11 protein-coding genes are annotated in these 21,895 nt (G+C 61.4%); all 11 read left to right on the plus strand.

Going from position 1 to position 21,895, the window contains the following annotated elements; translation table 11 throughout:
* The first annotated feature begins 5 nt into the window (after positions 1-5).
* The 11 genes from CHU95_RS21765 (at position 6) to CHU95_RS21815 (ending at position 21,815) form a co-directional block, all read left to right on the plus strand.
* Positions 6-2,945, plus strand: coding sequence for a polysaccharide biosynthesis/export family protein (locus CHU95_RS21765; protein ID WP_165772311.1), 2,940 nt, complete (start codon positions 6-8; stop codon positions 2,943-2,945).
* Positions 2,946-2,959: 14 nt separating this feature from the next.
* Positions 2,960-5,464, plus strand: a complete 2,505-nt coding sequence (locus CHU95_RS21770; RefSeq protein ID WP_165772312.1) for a YjbH domain-containing protein — start codon at positions 2,960-2,962, stop codon at positions 5,462-5,464.
* A gap of 43 nt (positions 5,465-5,507) precedes the next feature.
* Complete coding sequence (locus CHU95_RS21775) at positions 5,508-6,575, plus strand: class I SAM-dependent methyltransferase (RefSeq protein WP_165772313.1); 1,068 nt, start codon at positions 5,508-5,510, stop codon at positions 6,573-6,575.
* Positions 6,576-6,612: 37 nt separating this feature from the next.
* On the plus strand, positions 6,613-8,076 hold the full coding sequence (locus CHU95_RS21780; RefSeq protein WP_094458502.1) for a flippase: 1,464 nt from the start codon (positions 6,613-6,615) through the stop codon (positions 8,074-8,076).
* The gene (locus tag CHU95_RS21785) at positions 8,073-9,041 is read left to right on the plus strand and encodes a glycosyltransferase family 2 protein (protein ID WP_094458504.1); all 969 of its coding nucleotides are present in this window, start codon (positions 8,073-8,075) and stop codon (positions 9,039-9,041) included. Before CHU95_RS21780 ends, CHU95_RS21785 begins: the two co-directional genes overlap by 4 nt.
* 588 nt (positions 9,042-9,629) lie before the next feature.
* Positions 9,630-15,506 carry a beta strand repeat-containing protein gene (locus tag CHU95_RS21790; RefSeq protein ID WP_094458505.1) on the plus strand — a complete coding sequence of 1,959 codons (5,877 nt, stop codon included), beginning with the start codon at positions 9,630-9,632 and terminating at the stop codon, positions 15,504-15,506.
* 112 nt (positions 15,507-15,618) lie between these two features.
* A complete protein-coding gene (locus CHU95_RS21795; protein WP_094458507.1) occupies positions 15,619-17,748 on the plus strand; it encodes a glycosyltransferase family 9 protein in 2,130 nt (709 codons plus the stop codon).
* A gap of 126 nt (positions 17,749-17,874) precedes the next feature.
* Positions 17,875-18,279 (plus strand): hypothetical protein, encoded by a 405-nt coding sequence (locus CHU95_RS21800; protein ID WP_094458509.1) that lies wholly within the window; start codon positions 17,875-17,877, stop codon positions 18,277-18,279.
* On the plus strand, positions 18,279-19,988 hold the full coding sequence (locus tag CHU95_RS21805; protein WP_094458510.1) for a glycosyltransferase family 4 protein: 1,710 nt from the start codon (positions 18,279-18,281) through the stop codon (positions 19,986-19,988). The genes CHU95_RS21800 and CHU95_RS21805 overlap by 1 nt, the downstream gene beginning before the upstream one ends.
* Positions 19,989-20,012: 24 nt before the next feature.
* Positions 20,013-21,239 carry a glycosyltransferase family 4 protein gene (locus tag CHU95_RS21810; protein WP_094458512.1) on the plus strand — a complete coding sequence of 409 codons (1,227 nt, stop codon included), beginning with the start codon at positions 20,013-20,015 and terminating at the stop codon, positions 21,237-21,239.
* A 9-nt stretch (positions 21,240-21,248) separates the two neighbouring features.
* On the plus strand, positions 21,249-21,815 hold the full coding sequence (locus tag CHU95_RS21815; RefSeq protein ID WP_094458514.1) for a hypothetical protein: 567 nt from the start codon (positions 21,249-21,251) through the stop codon (positions 21,813-21,815).
* Positions 21,816-21,895 lie beyond the last annotated feature (80 nt).

Raw genomic sequence — 21,895 nt, forward strand, 5'->3', positions numbered from 1 at the left:
ACTCGATGCGTCGTGTGTTCAGGGGCGCCGTCGCCGGACGGCACTTGCGGTCCGGTCTAGCATGTGCCGCCCTGCTTGTCAGTGCCGTGATGCCCGGCATGGCCCAGACCATTGAGTTGTCGGAAGGTTCACTTGACCTTCAGCGGTTGCAGGCACAGCGGGGACAATGGGCGGATGGACAGCAGACGTCGCCCAGCATGTTGGACCGGTCCCGTAGCACAAGTGCCGGTGACCCTTGGCAGAACATGCCATCCAACCCGAGCCAGTATGACACCCGTGACCCGCGCGATCCTGCCTTTGCGGATGGGAATTTGTCACAGCGCCGGCTATCCTCGCTTGAACAGCAATATCGTCAGCGCGGCGGCCAACCGCTGGAACAGTTCGGCTATGATCTGCGGTCTGACCGCCGCTTGGCGGCCACGTCCCTGCTGAACGGTGCGGTGCCGGATGATTATGTGCTGGGGATCGGTGATGAACTTGTCGTAACCCTGCGCGGACAGGTCAACAGCACCACATCGGTCCGGGTCGATCGCGAGGGCCGGGTGGTGTTGCCCAACATGGCCCCCGTAACGGCAGCCGGCCGCCCCTTTGGCGAGTTCCGTGACGATCTGACAGCCCAGGCCCAGGCGGCGTTCCTCCAGACCAGTGTCTTTGTCTCTGTTGGGTCCGTGCGATCCATCGGCGTGCTGGTCACGGGGGAAGTCAGGGCACCGGGTCGCTATACATTGACCAGCTTTTCCAGCCTGATTGATGCCCTCTCGCAGGCTGATGGTATCCAGAAGACCGGTTCCTTGCGGTCGGTACGTATCTTGCGCGGCAATACAGAGATCCCTGTCGATCTGTATGAGGTGCTGCTGGGCAGCCGGACCGTCAATGATCTGCGCCTGCAGGATGGTGACCAGATCATCGTTCCGGCCATCGGAGACACCGTGGCGGTCCAGGGCGATGTGGTCCGACCCGGTATCTATGAATTGAAGTCGCGCGAGGCCGGCCTGTCCACCGTTCTGGACCTGGCCGGCGGGGCGCAGCGAGCGGTTGGCAACCGTCTGGACATCCTGCGTCTGGACAAATCCGGCCGCAATCAAACCATCCGTGATGCTGCCAGCACAGCCAAGATCCTGGCGGGTGACATCCTGTCGGTGGAACTGCCCCGTGATGCCATCGCCTTGGAAGGTGCTGCGGAACGGCCGGGTGGTCGTGGTCTGGCACAGGGCAAGACCCTGCGCGACGTGTTGAATGAGCCCTATATCCTGTCATCCAATCCGTATCTGCCCTTAGCGGTTATTGATACGGAAGACCCGGTCACCCGGCAGCGCCGGTATATCCCGGTTGATCTGCAGCGGGTGATGGACGGGGCCATGAATGTGACCCTGCGGGAACGCGATCGGGTCATTGTGCTCTCCCAGGCCGATATCCGCTATCTGGGCTCTGCCGACGTGCAGGCGGTACTGCGCGGTGAACAGCCCCCCAGCGTTAAACTGGCGGTTGATCGCACTGTGACATCCGAGAAACTGGCCATGGCCGGGGCTGCTGTCAGTCTGGGCGGCGAGGATACCGGGGCGCAGAGCCAGCAAACCATGGCTCGGCGTGACCAGACCATGTCGGGGAGCGTCGGCGCCTTGGATGGGCACGGTGACCGCGACCGCTACAGCCCGAAACCGAACTGGGATGAGACGCCAGAAGGACGGGAGGGCAACGGGACCAGCCGTCAGCGTCGTCTGATCGGCACCTATCCCGATCCGCAAAGCCCGACAGGGGTGCGGCTGGTGGAATCGGATGTCGAATGTGGCGGCCTGCAGACATTGGCTGCGCTCGCCTCTGAAGGGTTGCAGCAGCGTTATGCAGTTGCCCTGCGCACCGGTTCGCGCCGATCCGCCGACACGCCGGTGATTGATATCCGGTCCTGCCCGAAGGTCTTCCACCGTCATCCGGATCTGCTGCCTTTCCTGCTCGAATACGCGATCTCCATCGAGGGTGAGGTTCGGTTTCCCGGCGTTTATCCAGTGGTGCCGGGGGCCAAGGCTGAAAGCGTAATGCGGGCGGTGGGCGGTGTCACACTTGACGCCGACAGCAACGCCGTGGAGATGACCAATGTCGCCGGAGAGCGCGCCAGCGGCCTCTCCCTGGGCCAGTTGAACCAATCGACCCTTAATCCCGGCGACGTGGTGCGTGTCAGCGCGCGTGTCGCCAAACGTGAGGTCGGTGTTGTCAAGGTCGCGGGCGAAGTTGTTCGACCCGGTCGTTATGATATTAAACGCGGGGAACGTCTGTCGGAACTGTTGCGCCGGGTCGATGGTCTCACCCCGGAAGCCTACCCCTATGGTGCCGTGTTCACCCGTGTACGCGTCCGGGAGGCGGAGGAAGCGGGGTATCGCCGTGCGGCACTGGAGCTTGAGCAGTCGATCCCCAGTGTTCTGGCCGCTGCTTCCGGTCAGGAAGCTGAGCAGGCCCGCCAGGCTCTGCCGTTTTTACAGGGTCTGATTGCAAGCCTGAAAAGCACGCGCGCCGTCGGCCGTGTTGTGGTGGAGGTTGACCCTACGATCCTGGCGGCCCGTCCGGAACTGGATTTTGTGCTGGAGCCAGGCGACGAGTTGGTCATCCCCAAGCGCCCCTCGCATGTCACTGTGTCGGGTGAGGTGTTGAACCCCAGCTCCGTCATGTTCAAGAGCGGTATGGTTGCCCGTGATTACATCAAGCTGGCCGGCGGTGAGACAGGAGCGGCTGAACTGTCGGACGCTTTTGTCATTTATCCGAACGGCGAGTCTGAGCCGTTGGACATGGGGCGCTTTAGCGATGGCAGCGTGCCAATCCCGCCGGGTTCCACCATCGTTGTGCCCCGTGATCCACAGCCGTTCAACTTCCTTAGCCTGACCCGTACCGTTGTGGGATTGGTCAGTGATCTGGCCCTTGCTGCCGCATCCTTGGCTGTGATTTCCCGGAATTGAGGCGGATTGAGATCGTGACAAAACGCCGCTTCGTCCGACCGGCCTGTGCCGTCGTCGCCCTGCTGGCGGCGGCCCAGGCCGAGGCACAGGACAGCAACAATCCGTTTCTGTCCTGGCGGCCGCCGGAATCCGTCAATGATTTCGGAGGGACGGGCCTGATCCAGACGCCGGTGGCCCGTGCGGCAGAAGACGGACAGGCCTATGCCGGGTTCAGCTATGTCTGGCCCTATTCGCGCTATTTCATCACCGTCCAGGGGCTTCCCTGGCTGGAAGCCACGCTGCGCTATACCAGCGTCGCCAACCGCTTCTATGGTCCACAGGATTTTTCCGGGAACCAGTCTTATAAGGATCGCGGCATCGACGTGAAGCTGCGCTTGGTGAAGGGGGATGGGGCCTGGCCGAACATTGCGGTCGGGCTGCGCGATATCGCCGGCACCGGCCTGTTTGGGTCTGAATATCTGGTTGCTGACCAGAGTTTCGGTGATTTTGACGTGTCGTTGGGCATGGGCTGGGGCAACATGGGCACCCAGAACCATTTCGGTAATCCACTGGGCCTGTTGTCCAACAAGTTCAAGGTGCGGCCTGATGGGTTCACCAGTGGTGGCGGTGCCTTGTCTACGGATTTTTTCCGGGGACCAGTGGCATTGTTCGGTGGGGTTTCATGGCAGACACCATTGGATGGCCTGCGACTGAAACTGGAGTATGATCCCAACGATTACCAGAATGAACCCCTGGACAATGACCTGAAACAGTCTGTGCCGGTCAATGTCGGGTTCGATTACAAGCCGTGGGATTGGTTGCAGGTGGGGGCCGCGCTGGAACGGGGCGAGCGCCTGATGCTGCGTTTTGCCACCACGACCAATTTTCATAAGGCCAAGGGGCCGGGTAAGATCGACGCGCCGCCGCCGCCGCTGATGCCGTCTGCACCGGTGGCCGCCGCGTTGGTGACACCCTCTCCCGTTTCCATGCCGCCGGAAAGTGATGTGCGGACCGGTTTGGGCCGGCAGGCTGCGTTGGATGGGATCGCGCTTCAGCATTTCACCCGTATGGCCGGTGAGATTCAGATTACCGTGTCGGGCACCCCGCTGCGTGATGGAACCACTGTCGCTTATGATCTGGCCCGCCGTGCGGCTGAACTGGCCCCCGACTTCACTGGACGAATCCAGGTGACCCGGGTGGAGTACAACCTGCCCTGGATGGTCACCAGCTTTGATGCGGCCGCCTTGCGGACGCCTCCGGGTCTGCGGTCAACCACATCCCCGGTGACCGACACAACAGCGACGCCCAGTGTCACCGGGCACCCGCCACCGGAAGAGGTTCGCAAGGAACTGACCAGTCAGCTGCAGAAGCAGGGCTTTTTCCTGACGGCGGTTGATTACCGGTCACCGCGGGTCACGTTGTTCCTGACCAATGGCCGCTACCGTCAGGTGCCCAAGGCCATCGGCCGGGCTGCAAGGACGGCGGCCGCCGTCCTGCCGCCGGAGTATCAGGAGATGCAGATCATCTTCCTGGACAATGGCATGGAAATGCTGTCGGCCACCCTGTATCGCACGGATCTGGAACGGGCCCTGTCGCCATTTGGTGGATCGATTGAAGAGGCGTGGCTTCGCACCCGGATCGACCGCCCCGATGTGAGTGCGGCGGCGGCAAGCCATCCGGAAGATGTCGATTATCCGGGCTTCGGCTGGAACATCCGTCCGGCCCTTCGCCAGACGCTCGGACGGCCGGAGCAGTTCATCCTCTACCAGGCCTGGGTCCGGCTGAACGGGACCATGGTCATCACACCGGGTCTCAATCTCGCCGGCGGTGTGGGCATCAATGTCTCGAATAATTTCGACAAGATGCGTATCCCGTCTGACAGTCTGCTGCCGCGTGTCCGGTCGGACATCAAGAACTACCTGCAACAGGGCACGACAGCGATGACCTATTTGCAGGCCGATTATACCAAGCGTATCGCTACTGACACCTATGCCCGGCTTTACGGCGGGTATCTGGAAGAAATGTTTGGCGGTGTCGGCAGTGAGGTGCTGTACAAGCCGTTCGGCCAGGAATGGGCCATCGGTCTTGATGTCGCCTGGGCTAAACAGCGTGACTACGACCAATGGTTCAAGTTCCGCCCCTATGATGTCGTGACTGGCCATCTGACCGGCTATTATCATTATGAGCCGATGGGCGTGGATGCACGGGTGAAGGTTGGTCGCTATCTGGCCGGTGATGAAGGCGCAACCTTTGAGCTGTCGCGTACTTTCGACAGCGGCATCACGGTTGGTGCCTTTGCCACCTTTACCAACGTCTCTGCCAAACAGTTTGGTGAGGGGCGTTTTGACAAGGGTATTTATTTCATCTTCCCGTTGGACAATCTGTATGTGAAATCCACGCGTGGCAGCCTGGGGTGGCTCTGGCGGCCCCTGACCCGCGACGGCGGCCAGACGCTGAACAATCGACGGCCGTTGATCGGTCAGGTTGGGACGGCTGATGGCGCTGCGCTGCGGCGCGACTGGAACCTGTTGATGGATTGACGGGTTAGACCTGACCCGCCAATTGATGCTGAAAGCTTTCTTGATGATTTTTGATGACCCCTGGCCGGAGAATGAACTGGAGACGCTGGGCGCCTGCCCGGTCTGTCAGTCATCGGATCGCACTGTGCTGCTGGACGGGCTGCACGACATGGCCTTTCGTGTGGCGCCCGGACGCTGGACAATGTGGCGTTGCGGGGGCTGCAAGGCCGCCTATCTCGATCCGCGCCCGGCGGCGGCCTTCATCGTCAAAGCCTATGAGCGCTATTACACCCATGGCGAAAGTGAGGCCTTCAGGCTTGATCCACCGGGTCGGCTCGATACCCGTACCCGGATCATCACGGGTATCCGCAATTCCTGGCTGAACCGGCGTTATGGGGCGAAACTACCCTGGGCCCTGCCGTTCGGCTGGCTGCTGGCCGGACTTTTCGCCGGCCGGCAGCGGCGGGTGGAGCAAGTGATCCGCCACCTGCCTCCCACAAAGGGGCAGAAACGCATCCTGTTGGATGCCGGCTGCGGAAGCGGGGATTTCCTGCGTATGGCTGGGCAATTGGGATATCAGGCCATGGGTCTGGATTTCGATGCGGAAGCCGTCGCCCGTGGCAAGGCCGCCGGTCTTGACATCCGTCAGGGGTCATTGCCGGGCACAGGGCTGGCCCCTGGTAGTGTGGACTATATTACCGTCAGCCATGTGCTGGAGCACCTCCATGACCCTGTCGGCACGCTGAAGGAGCTTTACGGTCTTCTGAAACCGGGGGGCTGTCTCTGGATCACCCAACCCAACCTGTCGGCCCTGGGCCTTCGGGAATTTGGTGTTGCCTGGCGCGGTCTGGAGCCGCCCCGCCACCTCACCCTGTTCGAGCCGGCCGGATTGATCACCCTGCTGACTGGATTGGGGTTTGAACGGGTGTCCCTGTATGATGCGGTTCCGCAGGCCGAGTTTTACTACCGGCAAAGCCGGGCCCAGCAGCTTGGCCAAGACCCCTATCAGCCCGGTCCGACGCCGGGTTGGTCGCCGGAGTGGGATGCCAAGGTGGCAGCAGCCGACGCTGCAGCTGCCCAGGATTCCCGCCTGTCGGAGGCACTGACCATCAGCGCCTGGAAGCCGGCCTGATCATGATCCGCACCCGTAGCACCCGCGGGAGTGCGCCATGGTGACCGATGCCGGTCTGAAAAAGAACTTTGTCTATACCGTGATCGGCATGGCCACACCTGTTATCGTGGCCCTGGCGACCATCCCGATTTATATCCACCATATCGGCGAAGAGCGGTACGGCATTCTGTCCATTGTCTGGCTGTTGCTGGGCTATTTCGGCTTTCTGGATATGGGACTGTCACGCGCGTCGGCCAATGCCCTGGCGCGGCTGCGTGATGCCCCGGACGAGGAACGCTCGCGGGTGTTTTCTTCGTCGCTTTACCTCAATCTCGGGCTGGGTGTCCTGGGCGGGGCGTTGATCTATTTCGTCGGGGGCTATCTGTTCCGGACACAGTTCAACCTGACAGACGCGCTTTGGACAGAATTGGCGCAGGGCATGCCCTGGGTGGCTGCCATGTTGCCGCTGGCCCTGGCATCGGGTGTTGGTTTTGGCGCGCTGGAGTCGCGGGAACGTTTCCTTGCTGTCAACCTTTTGCAGATGACCGGTTCGGCGGCGGGACAGGTGGTGCCGGCCTTATGCGCCGTTTTTATCTCGCCCTCTCTGGAATGGGTGATCCCGGCGGCCTTCCTGATCCGGTTGCTGACAACAGTGCAGGTTTTCTGGCACCTGTCGCGGGTTGATCGGCTCCGTCTGACCCGGTATGACCGGGGGCAGGGCCGGTCGCTTTTCAAATATGGCGCGTGGGTTTCCGTCACCAATATTGTTGGTCCCATTTTGACCTCGCTGGACCAGTTCGTGATCGGGTCAAAGCTGGGCCCGGCGGCCGTGTCGCACTATTCGGTACCGATGAACTTGACGACGCGGGTGCAAATCATCGCTGCGGCCTTGTCCCGAGCGGCCTTTCCACGGCTTTCCCGCTACGGGAAAGAGGATGCCGTGGATCTGGCGGAGCGGTCGATCCGGGCGTTGGCCTATCTGTTCGGTGCTGCCTGTATCGGCGCCCTTTTCCTTGTGGAACCGTTCCTGGCGCTGTGGATATCGCCCTCCTTCGGACAGGTGGCGACCCCGGTCGCCCATATCCTGCTGCTGGGTGCCTGGATCAACGGTCTTGCCTTTGTGGCCCTGTCGTTGCTGCAGGGGCAGGGGCGCCCCGATCTGGCAGCGAAGATTCATCTGATGGAGCTGCTCCCGTTCATCGGCATTCTGTGGCTGCTGATCGATCAGTTCGGTCTGCCAGGGGCGGCGGCAGCGTGGACAGCGCGGGTGGCGGTGGATGCTTTGCTGATGTTTCATCTGTCCGGTCTGCGCTGGCGCCGGCTATGGACACTGCTGCCGGCTGGATTGCTGCTGATCCTGGCGCATCTGGCGGTGGGGCGCTGGTCACCAGACCTGTTGTCCGGTCTGGCGGCGGGCACGGCCGCCGGGATGACCGTGATCATCATCGGCCTGGCGGTTGATCGCCCTTTGCGAACGGTCCTGTTCGACCTGATTCAACGCCGACGTGGGCGGGGAGAATGATGGCGGCCGCACCCAGCATCGACATTCTGTTGGCGACCTACAATGGCGCCCGTTATCTGCCGGCGCTCCTGGCCTCTCTGGCGGCGCAGGAGGGGCCGGCGTTTCGTGTTCTTGTGCGTGACGATGGGTCTGGTGACGCCACACCCGACATTCTGGCGGCCTGGGCAGCGCGCCACCCCGGCCGGGTGAGCCTGATCCCCACCGATGCTCCCACGGGCAGCGCTGCCGGCAATTTCGCACGGCTGATGCAGGCATCAGATGCAGATTATGTGCTGTTCGCCGATCAGGACGATATCTGGCGGCCGTCCAAGGTTGCCGCTACCTTGGACGCTCTGCAGGCCGCCGAAGCCCGCAGTGGGGGGCCGTCCCGCCCGGCCCTGGCTTTCTGCGACCTGGCCCTGGTGGACGGGGACGGCCGGCCGCTGCATGCCAGTTTCCGGGCGTTCCAGGGCCTAGATGTTGTCGCCGGATGTCGGCTGGAACGGTTGCTGCTTAACAATGTTGTGACGGGTTGCGCCATGGGCGTGAACCGTGCGGCCCTGACGACCTGCGGCACCTTGCCCGACGGTGTGATCATGCATGATTGGTGGCTGGCGCTGATCTGTGCTGGGCTGGGGACGATCCAGGTCATGCCCGACTGCCTGATTGAGTACCGTCAGCATGGTGGCAACGTTGTCGGCGCAAAGCGCAGCGATCCGCTGAATACCCTTTCCCGGCTTGGTCGGCTGTCGGCGTTACAGGATAATATCACGGCCTATCGACACTGGCTGACCACCCTTTGCCATCAGGCGGAACAGTTCGGGAATCGCTATGGGGCACACCTGTCGGCCGATCATCGTGCCCTGGTGCAGGCCTTTGCCGGACTGCGGCGGCAGGGGCCATTGCACCGCCGCCTGACCGCGCTGCGATACGGATTTCGATTAGAAACCCCGGCACAGACGCTTGCCTTCCTGGCCCGCATGTGAGGTTCTGGGCCATGGGATTCGGTGTCCCGCCATGGGGACAGGGAATCATCGGCGGATTTTTCCGCGTCGCGGTGTATTTTTTAACATGGGGGCCGGTTCAGCCATCCGAAGCTGCCATAAATCCGACGTCGGAGATGTTCATCAACACTTCTACCCCTGGTGTTGCATAAACGCATCAGTTTAAGTATCTAACAATTTTAATAGTGATTTCATATGGTTACGCGAATTTCTTCAAGCGTGGCGGCCTATCAGCGACCTCATGTTAAAGAGTTGCTATACAAAACCTCATTCCTGGCGGTTTCGCAGTGCATTTGCCGCTTGCATCAAGAATGTACCTCGCATAAAGAACCTAACGACGCATAACGTATGGGGAGCGTTTTTGGGGTATGGTGTGGCCGAGCAAAATGTCTTCAGTCAGCTTTTTGCCAACGTGTGCCGCCAAGTTCTCGGCGGATGCCAACGTTTCATCCTATCCTTTGCGGGCGGGATTCCGTCTGCAAATAGGCTCTTTGGCTCGCCGCATGCCATTTTCCAATAACGGTCCCAGCAACGGTTAAGCGCGACCAAGCCTTTCCACGGAGATCTTAGATGGCTAGTCCCTCCATTTTCGTGTTCAACGAAGCCTACTATCTGGCTCAGAACCCGGATGTCGCCGCCGCCGTCAAGGCTGGCGCCCTGAAGTCCGGTCTTGAGCACTGGCAGGCCTACGGCGCTGCTGAGGGCCGTAATGCTTCGGCTTTCTTCGACTGGGAAGTCTATCGTGACAATAATCCCGACCTGGTTGATGCCGGTCTGGTCACGAGGCAGGACTTCACCCGTCACTTCAACACCTATGGCGTGAACGAGCAGCGCGTGTTCCTGAGCGCCAACGTGTTCAACGCGGACATCTATGCCGCGCAGAACCCGGATCTGGCCACCGCTGGGATCACCGATCGTCTGGCTCTGGAACAGCACTTCAAGGCCAACGGCATTTACGAAGGCCGCGTCACGAAGGCTGGTTTCGACCCGGTCGCCTACATCAATGCCAACACCGACCTGAAGGCGCTGCTGGATGCCGGTGGCAACATCAACGGCTACCGGCTGGCTGACATCGCCAAGGCCGGTTGGTTCCATTACCTGAACTGGGGCATTGGCGAAGGCCGCACCGTTCCGGCCCCGAATCCGACCGTGACGATCGCCGCCGGCGGTTCGACCGTGACCGAAGGCGTCGCCGCGACCTTCACTGTCAGCCTGTCGATCCCGCTGACGACCGACACGACCTACACGTTCAACGTGACGGGCGACACCAAGAATGGCGCCCTGAACGCCGCGTCGGCCACCGACTTCGGTTCCGTCACCGGCACCGTGACGATCCCGGCCGGCTCCACCTCGGCGACCTTCACCGTCACCCCGACGGCTGATGGCGTTTCCGAAGGTCTGGAAGGCTTCAAGGTCACCCTGTTCGATTCGCGTCTGAACGTCATCAAGACCTCCGACGTCATCGGTATCATCGACGCTGCCGCGCCGGTGACCCCGAAGACCATCACCCTGAGCACGGGTGCGGATGCCGGCACGGGCTTCTCTGGTGATACGGCCAACGACACCTTCATCGGTGCGTTCAACCTGACCACCGGCAGCGTTGATGCCACCACCACCACCCTGACCGCTGGCGACAGCCTGGTTGGCGGCGCTGGTGTGGATACGCTGTCCATCTCCGTCGCCGGCAGCGGCACGGGCGTGGGCACCGTAACCCCGACCCTGATCGGCATCGAGCAGATCTCTGTTGCTAGCTCGCTGAACGGCGTTGGCACGGCCTCGTTCGACCTGTCCCTGGCCGACAGCGCCCTGACCACCCTGAGCGTGACCTCCTCGGTTAACTCCGGTTCGAATGTTGCCTTCACCGGTGTGAACAAAATCGTCGCTGTTGACGCCAAGGGCGTTGGCAACCTGTCGGTTGGTTTTGCTTCGGGTGTGGTTTCCGGTACCGGTCACAGCCTGTCGCTGACCCTGGGCGGCTTCGGTTCCGGCACCGGCACGGGTGCGACCACCTTCGATGTCAACGGCATCGAAACGTTGAACATCGCCTCGAACGGTGCGGCCAATACTGTCCGTCTTGGCGCCAGCGGCACGACTGGCACGAACACCGTCAATGCCTCCGGCTCCACGGCGCTGAGCCTGGATCTGGGCACGGGTCACGCTGTCACTACGGTGAATGGGTCTGGCCTGACCGCCGCCCTGACCGTGACCAGCATTGGTACCGGCAACGTTAGCGTGACCGGTGGTGCTGGCAACGACTCGTTCGACTTCGGTTCCAACTTTGACGCCACGGTCCAGACCGGCAGCGGTGCGACGCAGTTGGACGTCATCGCCGGCGGTTCGGGCACCGACACGCTGCGTATTCAGGCCGGTTCTGCCGTTGCTGACGCCGCCTTCGGCAACGTCTCTTCGGTTGAAGTGCTGAACCTGGGTGGTACCAACACCGTGACGCTGGGTGCGACGGCCATGGCCGCCGGCATCACCAGCGTCGTTGACAGCGGCTCGAACATCAGCCTGTCGGTCGCCACGGGTTACACCGGCACCCTGTCGGTTGCTCTCGGTGCCGTTGGTACTGGCACGGACAGCGTGACCGTTGTCGCCAGCGGTTCGGCCACCCTGAATGTGTCGGCCACGGTTGCTGGTTCCGATAACCTGACCGGTGTGACGATCTCGGCCGGTACCGGTACGGGCCAGGTGAGCGATACGCTGGCTTTGACGGCTTCGGGTGCCACCGCTGTGGCGAGCTTGGCCGCCACCATTACCGGTATCGACCGTATCACGGTCGCGGCCACGGGCAGCGGTGCGACCGGCCTGACCCTGACCACGAATAACGCCAACATTGCTTCTGGCGGCACGCTGACGATCGATGCTTCGGCATTGACGACCGGTCAGGCGCTGACCCTGAGCGGTGGTGCGGAGCTCGATGGTCGGTTCAACGTCACGGGCGGTTCCGGTAACGACAACATCATCCTCGGGTCTGGCAACGATACCGTCTTCGGTGGCGCTGGTAACGACTCGATTGACGCGTCGGCCGGTGGCAACGACGTCCTGTCGGGCGGCGCTGGCAATGATACCTTTACTCTGTCCGGCGCCCTGACTTCGGGTGACGTGATCGACGGCGGTGAAGGCACCGATACGCTGGTTCTGGCCAGCGGCACTGTGACCTCCGCCATGCTGACCGGCGTGACGAACGTGGAGAACCTGGTGTTCTCCGGCGACGCCACCCTGAATGCCCCGATCCAGTTCACCAGCTTTGATCTGAGCTTGGCTTCGACGGCTGGTACGCTGACCCTGGCTTCCGGCTACACCGGCGCCACCACCGTGACCCTGGGTTCTGGCGACAGCGTCGTCAACACCGGTGCCAATGTCGCCCTGACGGTCAATGTGACCGACGTGGCCTATGGGACCGGTACCGGCCAGGTCATCTTCGGCGGCACCGGCACCGATACGCTGAACCTGACGGGTGCGTCCACCGGCATCAGCGGCTCTCTGTCCGCCGTGACGCTGCACTCCGGCAGCCATGTCGAAGTGATCAACGTCATTGACGCTGGTGACGCCACGGGTACCGGTGCGACCGGTGCTGGTAAGGATGTGTCGCTGACGCTGGCCAGCGGCTACGCCCGGTCTGTGACGGTCGACGCTTCCTCGCTGGACGCCGGCACCTCGGGCCTGGACGAGACCCTGACCTTCAACGCTTCGCAGTCTTCGGGCACCGTGACGGTGACCGGTGGTGCGGCCGCTGACACCATCACCGGCAGCGCCGGTAATGACGTGCTGAACGGCAATGGCGGTAACGACGTTCTGGTCGCCGGTGCAGGCTTCGATGTCCTGAACGGTGGTGACGGCAACGACACCCTGACCTTCTCGACCAACTTTGACGGTAACGACACCGTTAATGGTGGTTCGGGCACCGACACCCTGTCGATCGACCAGGGCACCGGCGGTATTGGTGATCTGGCGTTCCTGAACGTGACCAATGTTGAGCGTCTGCAGGTGGCCGATGCCACCGGCACCGTGACGCTGGACACCCGCGCGCAGGCGGCTGGCATCAACACGCTCGTCCTCAGCGCTGGCAGCGCTGCGGTGGTGGTGAATGCGGCCGGCTACAGCAGTGGTCTGAACTTCCTCGCCACGTCGAACACGGGCAATGTTCAGCTGTCGGGTGGTGCGGGCAACGACACCTTCACCTTCACCGGTTCTGGCACGCTCCTGACCGCTGATGACTCTCTGATCGGTGGCTCCGGCACCGATACGGTGAGCGTTGGCAATGGCGCTGGTACCAGCGGTTCCGGCGATGCCTTTGCCGGCACCCTGGGTGCTGGTGTGGTTGGCATTGAGCAGATCACGGTTACCGATGCCGCGACCGGCACGGGTTCGACCGGCGCTGTGACGCTGACCCTGAACAGCGGCTTCAACAGCGGTGTTGCCGTCTCCGTTGATGCTTCGGCCCTGAATGGTACGGGTGAAGTCTTCACCTTCACCAACAATGGTACCGGCGCTGTGACGGTTCTGGGTGGTGCGGCTGCTGACGTGATCGTCGGTGGTTCGGGTGCTGACAGCATCGTGGGTAATGCCGGTAACGACAGCATCAACGCTGCCGCCGGTAATGACGTCATCAACGGTGGTGACGGCAACGACACGATCACGGGTGGCGCTGGCGCCGATACGCTGACGGGTGGTTCGGGCAATGACGTGTTCGTCATCGCTTCCGGCTCCTCCACCAGCACGGGCGTTGATGTCATCACCGATTACTCCTCGGGCGATGTCATCCGTCTGGACCTGACCTTGACCGGTGGCGCCACGATCGACGCGACCTACAAGGGTGCGGCGTCTTCCTACTCGGAATCGCTGTCGCTTCTGACCGGTACGTCGGGCACCAACGCTGGCCAGTATGTGTTCGTAACCGGTTCTCAGCAGCTGGTTGTCGACATCGACGGTAACGGCCTGATCCAGGGTAACGACCTCTACATCAACCTGTCAGGTACCACTGGCATCACGGCTTCGGCGATCGCCCTGGCTGTGACGGCGACGGGCAACAACAACTCGGTGACCGGTGGCGCTGGCGATGACAGCCTGACGTTCAATGGCACCGGTACCGGCTTGCTGTTCGTCGGTGGTTCGGGTTCCGATACGTTGACCGTCTCCTCGACCGGTGTGACGGGTACGTTCTCCGGTGGGGCGGGCACGGGTGACGTGCTGGTCTTCGCCTCCGGTTCGAACTCCGGTTCGGTGATCACGCTCAACGCGGTTGAGACCGTGCAGGTTGCTTCGGGCGGTACTGGTACGGCGGTGATCGCTTCGGGCGTTACCGTCACCGGCTCGGTTGCTTCGGGTGGTCAACTGTATGTGTCCGGTGCAGCCGGTGCTGAAACCCTGGTCCTGTCCGGTGTCGGTACGGTGTTTGTGACCGATACGGCCGGTGGCTTCACGGTCTCCGGTACCACGGGTGCTGACGCTGTCGGTGTGTTGGGCTCGGGTGCTCTGACGATTTCGGATACTGGCGGCGCGTTGTCCCTCAGCGGCACGACCGGTACGGAAAGCGTGACGGTCACTGGTACCTCGACCAGCATCAGTGTTCAGGACGGCAGCGGTCTGTTTACGCTGACGACCACCACGGGTGCTGATGCGGTGTCCTATACCGGTCTCAGCACCAGCGGTACCTACAACTTCACCCTGGGTAGCGGCGACGACACCCTGAGCCTGACGGGCAGCGGTGGTACGGGTACGGTTGACGGTGGCGCGGGTAACGATACCCTGACCTTCGCTTCGTCCGGTGGTCATGTCGTGGCTGTCTCCAACGTTGAGACGGTGAGCGGCGGCTCTGGCGTGGATACGCTGACTCTGTCCAACACGGGCAGCGACATCGTTCTGCTGGGTGGTGGCACCACCGGTTCCGCGACCGGTACGGCGATCACCATCTCCAACTGGGGCACCGGCGCTGACGTGATCGATCTGGTGGCCACGGGCGGTGCGGACACGGTTGTGTTCGGCACCGGCTTCAACGGCACCGGTGGCATTACTGGTCTGGTGTTCAATGGCTTCGATGCCGGTGCGTCCAGCGATGTGCTGAACTTTGCCGATATCGTCACCGGTACGGGTGTCAACACGACCATCGGTACGCTGGGTGGTTCTGTTGCCGATACGTCGGTTGGTACCAGCGGCATCATCATGATGACCGGGGCAGCCACCATCACGAACGCTAACTTCGTGGTCGGCGCGACGGCTGGTAATAATGGTCAGATCCATCTGACTTCTACCCAGACCGATCCGTTTATCGTGTTGGTCGCTAATACAAACACCTCCACGGCGTTCAATGTTTACCTAGTTGACTCGGATCTGCTTGGTGACGCTTCGGCCATCGCGGCCGGCGAAGTGCGCCTGATCGGTACGGTTAACTTGGCTGGTACCGACACATTCTCTACGCTCGTTGCCGGTAACTTTGTCCTCTAAGGTTTGTTCGCAAGAACGACATAAGAGGAAGTGAGTACCTCCGCCGCCCCCTCACCGGGGCGGCGGATTTTTTTTGAGAGATGGTTTCCGGCGTCCTTGTCAGTAGGTTGCGATGCACGCGTTTCTGGTTGCGGAAGATTTCACCCTCCACACCACCCGTTTCACCCGCCGGTATCTGGGCGGCACGCTGCAGGGCGAGGTGCCGATCGATCGGCTGGTGATTGATATCGGCGCCGAAGGCGACATGGTGCGCAAAGCCATGGAGGCGGATTACAAGGCCCGCCACGCCAAGGATGAGGTGATCGACGTTCCCAAAAGCGGCGAAACCGACAGCGCGGCCACGACGACGGGTGAGACCACCGGCACCAGCGATGGCGACGCATCCGCCGCCACGATGCCGCAATTCATGAGCAATGTTCAGGAAAGCCAGTTGCTTTCTTGGGCGAACTTGCCCCCGCGCCTGGGGCGGGTGTCATCCCGGATGGTGCAGCCCAGCAGCCTGTTCCGGCATCCCGACGAAGGCGATGTTCTGGCCATGCAGCTGCAGGCGTTGAAGGCGCGGCATCCAGAGAAGAAACATTTCCATCTGGCGGTGGTGAACGCCTTTGGCACCAATCTGGGCGACACCATTCTGGGGATGACGGCGCTTCGTCATATTGCTGGCTACCTGAAACAACATCTCGACAGTTTTGTCATTGATCTGCTGCTGGGCGCCAATGCTGGTGTGGCCAATTTTGACATTGCCGGCCACGATGATTGGCTGGGTGAGCAATATCTGCTGGGCCCCACCCTGACTGAATTCGCCCGCTACGATGCCTATTTCGACTTTACCGGCCTGATCGCGCTGCCGCGTATCACCGAAATGGCCATTTCCGACTGGTATCTGTGGTGGAGCGGGCTGGACCCGGCCACGGTCCCGGCTGTGTCCAAGCGCAACATCCTCTATCACCAGTGGCCCGTCTGGCAGGAAGTGTCACGGGCGCTGCAGGGCATCAAGGGGCGAAAGATTTTCTTCAACCCCAAGGCCAGCGTGCCTTTGCGGACCTTCGCCGACGAGCATGTGGCCAAGTTTCTAAAGCGGCTGCTGAAACTGGCGCCCGATACCACCATCATTGTCGATCGTGAGATCAAACTTGATCATCCACGCCTGATCAATCTCTCAAAGGAAATCAATTCTGCGGCCAAATTTGGCGCGTTGGTTGCCCATATGGACGGTATGATCAGTGTCGACAGTTTTGCACTGCATGCTGCGGATTGCGCCAGTGTGCCCAGTGTCGGACTGTTCGCATCCATCGACCCCTATGCCTATCCTTATTATCCCCATCATCAGGGGGTGTTGATCCCCGATGGCGAAACCCTGCCCGCCTATAAGAAATTCAAGACCAATTCGGACGAGGAATGGGCAGAAATCAAGGATGTCTACGCAGACGCCTGGGGCCGGCTGGACCCGCAGGTAGTGTGGAACATTCTGCAGGAAAAGATGAACGCCCGCAACAACGTGCCGCCGCATAATGGCACACGTATGGTGTATGGCCCGCACCAGCGCCCCCGCTACAAACAGACGGGCCAAGGTCGGCTCTTGCCGCATGAGAATAGCCCGCCGCTGTGGTTGCAGGCGCAACGACGGATGCTGGAGATCGGCAAGTTGCTGCTGCGTCCCCGCAGCCAGGCCATCATGGTCACGCCCGGGCAAAGCATGCTGCCGGTTGCCGTCGCCCAGCATATGGAGCGGGAAGGGCGCCTGCATGTGTTTGAACCACGTGACGCGCGCCGGCAACTGATCGCCATGGACATTCTGGACCGCGCGGCGACCGGTATCCAGGTGCAATATTATGATGCGTTTCCAGGCAAGATCGAGCAGGCCTCCTTCCCGTTGGAGGATGTGCTGTCGGAAACCAACCCGACAGTTTGGGGTAACCTTTACAAGAAGAAGTCGGTCAAACCCCTCAGCATCGATGCGATGGATCTTGATGTGCTGAGCTGCATCGTGATGAGCATGCCGGCGCCCTGGAAACTGGTGCTGGAGTCTGCGTTGGAGACGATTGAACGGCTCAAGCCCGCCATCCTGATCGGCCCGGTTGCCAGTTTCCAAGATATTCGTGACATTGCCACGATGCTGCAGGCCGTGAAATATCAGTGCTGGATCGAGCAGTTGGAACCCGGTAAATCCGAAACCAGCATCTTGCTTGCCGTGAATGATCAGATGAAGGTGCAGGGGCTGAAGCGCGTCCAGTTCACTTGACCGCGGTCCCCGCAACCGAACCAGATCAGTCGTGTCGCCCACGCCCCTCTTGGTCGGGGCTGACCCATTTTCCCGTCGGCCGCCCCTGCTGAAGGTGCGGCCGCGCTGGCCCAACGGAGCAAATCCATGTCCAAAAGCTGGACCGATATCCCCCTGTTGCCCGTCGCCTGGGGCGAAGTGTTCGATAAATGGACGATCCTGGTGATCAAGGAAGCCCGGATCGGTGACCCGGAAAAGGTTCGCAACGTCAACCGCGAACGGGTCGAGATCGAAAAAGTGGTCGGCGATCGCAGCCGTTTTCCCGCCGGTCTCGACGGGCTGGTCGCCGCGCTGCACGATATCAATGCCCAGCTTTGGGATATTGAGGATGGCAAGCGCCGCTGTGAGCGGGAAAAAACCTTTGATGATGGGTTCATCCATCTGGCCCGGCAGGTCTATATGAAGAATGACGAGCGCGCCCGCATCAAAAAGGACATCAACCTGTTGCTGGGCAGCGCGATCATTGAGGAAAAATCCTACAAGCCCTATTGATGTCCACCCCTGATCCCCGCGTGGAGGTGGACTTGCCTGGTAATGCCGCCATCTTCTTCCATCCGGAAGGGTTTGATACAACCAGCCCCAAGTTGATGGGCCGTCATGCCGCCGGGGAGGGGTTCCTGCGCGGCTGGTTCCGCCATGGCGGGTTTGAGGACCTGCATTGCCAGGTTGGCGATTTGCGCCATGCCCAGGCTTTTGGCGAGGCAGCGCAGGCGCAATCCTGGCGCGGCAAGATCCATGTCCATCAGACCGACCGACCGGAAACGCTGGCCGGGGTTGGTGCCGTTCTGATGCCTGGCCCCAATCTTGGCCAGCAGACTTGGCATCGGCGGTGCCGTGTTCGGCCCAACGCCTATTCGGTTGTCGGCCTGACGCACACGACCGCGTCCGCCAACGCCTTGGATAATATCGGGGATCTACTGATTTCTCCGTTGGAAAGCTGGGATGCGCTGATCTGCACCACCGAAGCGGTCAAGACCATGGTGGTCCGAACCCTGACGGACCAGGCAGCCTATCTGGCGCAGCGTTTTTCACTGCCGCCATCCGCCACGGTGACCCTGCCGCAATTGCCCGTCATTCCGCTGGGGGTGGATTGTGAACGGTTCGCGCCACGCCCCGACCTTCGGCAAAGCTGGCGGGAGAGGTTGTCGATTGGCGAGTCGGATGTCGTTGTCCTGTTCATGGGGCGCCTCAGCTTTCATGCCAAGGCGCACCCCATGGCCATGTACCAGGCGCTTCAGGACGCCGTCCCATCGTTGCCGGCAGGGGCCCGGCTGCATCTGATTGAGGCGGGATGGTTCGGTGGCCCGCATATTCAAGAAGCGTTCGCCCGTACGGTGCCCCAGATCTGCCCCGATGTGGTTCACCACCTGTTGGACGGACGGGAACCCGCGGTTCGCACCGGCATCTGGCACGCCGCCGATATTTTCTGTTCCCTGTCCGACAATATTCAGGAGACGTTCGGCCTGACGCCGGTGGAGGCGATGGCGACAGGATTGCCCTGCGTGGTTTCCGACTGGAACGGCTATAAAGAGACCGTGCGCGATGGGGTTGACGGTTTTCGTGTGCCCACCTGGATGCTGCCACCGCCCTTCGGAGCGGATATCGCCGTCCGCCACGCCTTCGGGACGGACAGTTACGACCTTTACTGTGGTAAAAGCTGTCAGTTTGTCAGCGTTGATGTGGCGGCGACCACCCAGGCCTTCCGCTCTCTGATTGCCGACCCGGACCTGCGGCGGCGCATGGGCGCGGCCGGCCGGCAGCGCAGCCAGCAAGTGTTTGATTGGAAGGTTGTCATTGCGTCCTACAAGGAGTTGATGACCGATCTGTCGGCACGCCGCGCAGCGGCAGGGATGGCGGGCTGGACCCCGCCGCCAGCCGGCCGGCAATGGCCCTTACGACCTGATCCGTTCTGGAGCTTCGCCCATTATCCCACCCATCTCCTGGGGGGGGCAACACGCGTTACGGCGACGGGCTTGTCGCCGGAACGGCTGGAGTTGATCTACACCAATGGTATGGTCACCTACGCCCATGCCGCCCTGCCTACCTTGCCGGCCTTGAAACAGGTTCTGGCGCTGGTGTCTGAGCAGCCAGGGGCGGATGTTACCACCCTGGCGGCGACCGCCGATTTGGCGACAGGACCGATCCTGCCGCAGGCACTGCTGTTCCTTGCGAAATATGATTTTGTTCGCCTGTCGCCATAAGGCACAGGCAAGTGGGGTTGTGGGATGAAAATACTGTTCGTCCATCAGAATTTTCCCGGGCAGTTCCGGCATCTGGCATCAAGCCTGGGCACCGGCGGGCACAATGTCCGTGCGATGGCGATCCACGGGCAAGCCCTGAAAGGCGTTGAGGTCTGCAATTACCCCGTCTCCCGTGGATCAACCCAGAATATCCACCCGCTGGCCGGGGATTATGAGACAAAACTGATCAGGGCGGATTCCTGCGCCTCGGCCGCTGCGCGCATGAGGGCAGAAGACTATACACCGGACCTGATCGTCGGGCATCCCGGATGGGGTGAGATGCTGTTTCTGAAGGACATATGGCCCCAGGTACCGCACCTGCATTTCCTGGAATTCTATTACAGCCCGACCGGCGGTGATGTTGGGTTCGATCCGGAGTTCCGGCGCAGCGAATGGCAGAACTTGGCGCGCGTCCGGGCCAAGAACGCCAATGGTCTGTTGAATCTGGAACTGATGGATGCTGCCTACAGCCCCACATATTGGCAGCGTTCTTCCTACCCGGCGCTGTACCAGCCCCAGATCGAGGTGATCCATGACGGCATTGATACCGATCTGCTGGCACCCGGATCGGCGCAGGTGGCCAATGTCGGGCCGAACAAGCTGACCTTGAAGACCGGGATGGAGATCGTCACCTTCGTCAACCGTAATCTGGAGCCCTATCGCGGTTACCATATTTTCATGCGGGCTTTGCCGCGGCTGCAGGCGCTACGCCCCAATGCGCTGTTCCTGCTGGTCGGCGGCGATGGCGTTTCTTATGGCGCGGCGGCCCCCAAGGGTACCAGTTGGAAAGACATCTTCCTGGAGGAGGTCAAGGACAAGGTCGATATGTCCCGGGTGATCTTCCTGGGCAATCTGCCGTACAACAGCTTCATCGGTATTCTCCGGCTCAGCGCTGCGCATGTGTATCTCAGCTATCCGTTCGTCTTAAGTTGGTCGATGCTGGAGGCAATGAGTTTGGGCGCCCTGATCGTGGGCAGTCGGACCCCGCCTGTCGAAGAGGTGATCGAGCATGAGCGCAATGGCGTTCTGGTCGATTTCTTCGATGTTGACGGGCTGGCCGATCGCGTTGCCCATGTCCTGGCCAACCCCCAGCATTATCAGGGCATGCGTGAAGCCGCCCGCCAGACTGTGATCGACCGCTACGACCTTCGCCGTCACTGCTTGCCGCAGCAATTGGCCCTGGTTGAGCGTGTGGCCGCGATGAAGGTTTGAGGAGCCGGTATGACCCTGAAAGCGACAGCCATCGATGTGCGCTTCGTCTCGGAGGAGGATCGCCTTGCCCTGACGCTGCGGTCCGACGATGACAGCCTTGAGATGCATGTGACGCGCCGGATGACGCGCGCAGTAATGCTGGCCATGGTGGAACTGCTGATGCGGTCCAGCCGCGAGATTGGGGCGGCACCGGCGGGCAACCGCACCGATGTTCTGCTGTTTGAACATATGGAAGCGGCAGCAGGCTGGCAGCGCGTTGAAGGATCGGCACAACCGGGTGGCCTTTCCGATGCATCACAGACGGCGACTGTCGACATAGGTGGGGTGCGGCAAACTGCTGCTGGCGCCGCATTGTTAACAAAAACAGACGTTACGGTTCGCGATGGAAACATGCAGTTGCATTTCCACGACCGTGAGGGCGCGCGGGCCGAAATCGAACTTCCCCGAGACAAGGCACACCAGTTTCTGTCGATTCTGCGTGAAAAATCCGTTCAGGCGCAATGGGATATCCAAGAGTTGTCCTGGATGGACCGGCGGTCGCAGGTTGTTATTCCCGAAGGTGTGCGGCTCAGTTGACCGCCGCAGGCCGGATGTGCCGGTGGAATGCCGACAGCGCGGGGCGTGGTTGTGACAACAGTAACTTACTGATATTGCCC

This window comes from Niveispirillum lacus (genome assembly GCF_002251795.1).
GTDB classification, from domain to species: Bacteria; Pseudomonadota; Alphaproteobacteria; order Azospirillales; family Azospirillaceae; genus Niveispirillum; species Niveispirillum lacus.